2 protein-coding genes are annotated in these 3,210 nt (G+C 70.3%); one reads left to right on the forward strand and one right to left on the reverse strand.

What is annotated here, in order from left to right; genetic code table 11:
* Positions 1–97: 97 nt before the first annotated feature.
* Positions 98–1,270 carry an acyl-CoA dehydrogenase family protein gene (locus IEZ17_RS14390; RefSeq protein ID WP_189300132.1) on the reverse strand — a complete coding sequence of 391 codons (1,173 nt, stop codon included), beginning with the start codon at positions 1,268–1,270 and terminating at the stop codon, positions 98–100.
* A 209-nt stretch (positions 1,271–1,479) separates the two neighbouring features.
* Here IEZ17_RS14390 and IEZ17_RS14395 point away from each other — a divergent pair, with 209 nt between their 5' ends.
* Complete coding sequence (locus tag IEZ17_RS14395) at positions 1,480–2,820, forward strand: UDP-glucose dehydrogenase family protein (protein WP_189300133.1); 1,341 nt, start codon at positions 1,480–1,482, stop codon at positions 2,818–2,820.
* Positions 2,821–3,210: the final 390 nt, after the last annotated feature.

Genomic DNA, 3,210 nt, shown 5'->3' on the forward strand with positions numbered 1-3,210 from the left:
TAAGCTCCTGGCAACAGCCAGTTGATCAAATTGTGTTGCGACGACTCCTGGAAACCGCCGCGTGCGGTCCGGGGCCTTCGCCGTGCGCGGCCGGGCGTTACGGCAGGTTGCGGGCCATCACGATCCGCTGCACCTGGTTCGTGCCCTCGTAAATCTGCGTGATCTTGGCGTCCCGCATCATCCGCTCGACCGGGTAGTCGCGGGTGTAGCCGTAGCCGCCGAGCAGCTGGACGGCGTCCGTGGTGATCTCCATGGCGGCGTCCGAGGCGTAGCACTTGGCGGCGGCGCCGAAGAACGTCAGGTCCTCGCCCTTGCCGCCGGCCGAGATGCGCTCGGAGCGGGCCGCCGCGGCGTAGGTGAGCTGGCGGGCCGCCTCCAGCTTCATGGCCATGTCGGCGAGCATGAACTGGACGCCCTGGAAGTCGCCGATCGGCTTGCCGAACTGCTTGCGCTCCTGGACGTAGCCCTTGGCGTAGTCGAGCGCGCCCTGGGCGATGCCGATGGCCTGGGCCGCGATGGTGATGCGGGTGTGGTCCAGGGTCTTCATGGCGGTCGCGAAGCCGGTGCCCTCGGCGCCGATCATGCGGTCGGCGGGGATCCGGACGTTGTCCAGGTAGACCTCGCGGGTGGGCGAGCCCTTGATGCCGAGCTTCTTCTCCGGGGCGCCGAAGGAGACGCCCTCGTCGCCCTTCTCGACGACGAAGGCCGATATGCCCTTGGAGCGCTTCTCCGGGTCGGTGACGGCCATGACGGTGTAGTACTCCGACACCCCGGCGTTGGTGATCCACCGCTTGACGCCGTTGAGGACGTAGTGGTCGCCGTCGCGCACCGCCTTCGTCTTCATCCCGGCCGCGTCGGAACCGGCGTCCGGCTCGCTCAGGCAGTACGAGAACATCCCGTCGCCCTTGGCGAGCGGCGCCAGGTACTTCTTCTTGATCTCCTCGCCGCCGGAGAGGATCACCGGGAGCGAGCCGAGCTTGTTGACGGCCGGGATCAGGGACGAGGAGCCGCAGACCCGGGCGACCTCCTCGATGACGATCACGGTCGCCAGCGCGTCGGCGCCCGCGCCGCCGTACGCCTCGGGTACGTGGACGGCGTGCAGGTCGTTGGCGACCAGCGCGTCCAGCGCCTCCTGGGGGAAGCGGGCCTCCTCGTCGACCGCGGCGGCGAACGGCGCGATCTTCGCCTCGGCGAGCGAGCGCACCGACTCGCGGAGCATGTCGTGCTCCTCGGACGGCCGGTACAGATCGAAATCAGCGGTTCCCGCCAAGGTTTCTCACTCCCCTGTGAGGTGCCGGCAGTGCTAACTACCGTTAAGTAACCCTTACAGACACAGGATTCTAGGCGCCGATCCCCGCCACGGGTACGTGAGGTTGCCGACAGTCACCCCGGGGGCGACGCACACGACCGGACCGGGTCCTTCCCTGCCCGACTATGCTCGGTCAGCGCCGTTTTTCCGCAGACGTCTGGAGCCCCCGCATGGCCCTCAAGATCACCGTGATCGGCACCGGCTACCTCGGTGCCACCCACGCCGCCGCGATGGCCGAGCTGGGTTACGAGGTGCTCGGGCTGGACGTGCTGCCGGAGAAGATCGAGATGCTCCGCCGGGGCGAGGTCCCGATGTACGAGCCCGGTCTGGAGGAGCTGCTGCGCCGCCACGTCGCCGGGATCGAGGGCTCCACCGGCCGGCTGCGCTTCACCACCTCCTACGAGGAGGTCGGCGCGTTCGGCGACGTCCACTTCGTCTGCGTGAACACCCCGCAGAAGCACGGCGAGTACGCCTGCGACATGTCCTACGTCGAGTCCGCCTTCGACGCGCTGGCGCCGCATCTGACCCGGCCCGCGCTGGTGGTCGGCAAGTCGACGGTGCCGGTGGGCAGCGCGGCCCGGCTCGCCGAGCGGCTGGCGGCCCACGCCCCGGCCGGCGCGGACGTCGAGCTGGCGTGGAACCCGGAGTTCCTGCGCGAGGGGTTCGCCGTCCAGGACACCCTGCACCCGGACCGGATCGTGGTCGGCGTCACGGGCGAGCGGGCCGAGGCGCTGCTGCGCGAGGTGTACACGACGCCGGTCGCCGAGGGCGCGCCGTTCGTCGTCACGGACTACCCGACCGCCGAACTCGTCAAGACCTCCGCCAACTCCTTCCTGGCGACCAAGATCTCGTTCATCAACGCCATGGCCGAGGTGTGCGAGGCGGCCGGCGCCGACGTGGCGAAGCTGGCCGAGGCGATCGGCTACGACGAGCGGATCGGCAAGAAGTTCCTGCGCGCCGGCATCGGCTTCGGCGGCGGCTGCCTCCCCAAGGACCTGCGGGCCTTCATGGCGCGCGCCGGTGAGCTGGGCGTGGACCAGGCGCTGACCTTCCTGCGCGAGATCGACTCGATCAACATGCGGCGCCGCGGCCACATGGTCGAGATGGCCCGGGACGCGGTGGGCGGCGGCTTCCTCGGCAAGCGGGTCGCCGTCCTCGGCGCGACCTTCAAGCCGGACTCGGACGACGTCCGCGACTCCCCCGCACTCAACGTCGCCGGCCAGATCCACCTCCAGGGCGGCCAGGTCACGGTCTACGACCCCAAGGGCATGGCGAACGCCCGCCGCCTCTTCCCCACCCTCGGCTACGCGGACAGCGCGCTGGACGCGGTGCACGGCGCGGATGTGGTGCTGCACCTGACGGAGTGGCGCGAGTTCCGCGACCTGGACCCCGCGAAGCTGGCCGAGGTGGCCAGCGAACGTCGCATCCTCGACGGCCGCAACGCGCTTGACGCTGCGCTGTGGCGCAAGGCGGGCTGGACGTACCGGGCGATGGGCCGCCCCTCCGCGTAGCGGTTCCTTCCCACGCTGTCGGCTGTCCCGCCGTGGGGGTTTGCCGCCGTTGCGGCTCCGCTGCGCTTTGCCTCGCCCTACGTTGTCGGCTTTCCCGCCGTGGTGGTTGTTCGCCGTTGCGCCTGCGGCGGGCGGGGCCGCTGCGCGGGGCTTTCGGGGTGCGGTGACGGTCCTGCGGGGCAGGGTGTCCGGACTGCTTCGCTTTACGTCCGGACACCCTGCCCCTCCGGCCCGTCCCCTCCCGTTGTGGGTGGGAAAAAGCCGGTGGGGTGCGCGTGGGTGGGACCGTGCAGGTTCAGGGGGCGATGGAGACCGTCACCGGACCACTCTGCCCAGCCCCCACCCACCGTCTCTTCCCTCCCACCCACGGGAGGGGACGGGCCGGAGGGG

The organism is Streptomyces albospinus (assembly GCF_014648695.1).
GTDB classification, from domain to species: Bacteria; Actinomycetota; Actinomycetes; order Streptomycetales; family Streptomycetaceae; genus Streptomyces; species Streptomyces albospinus.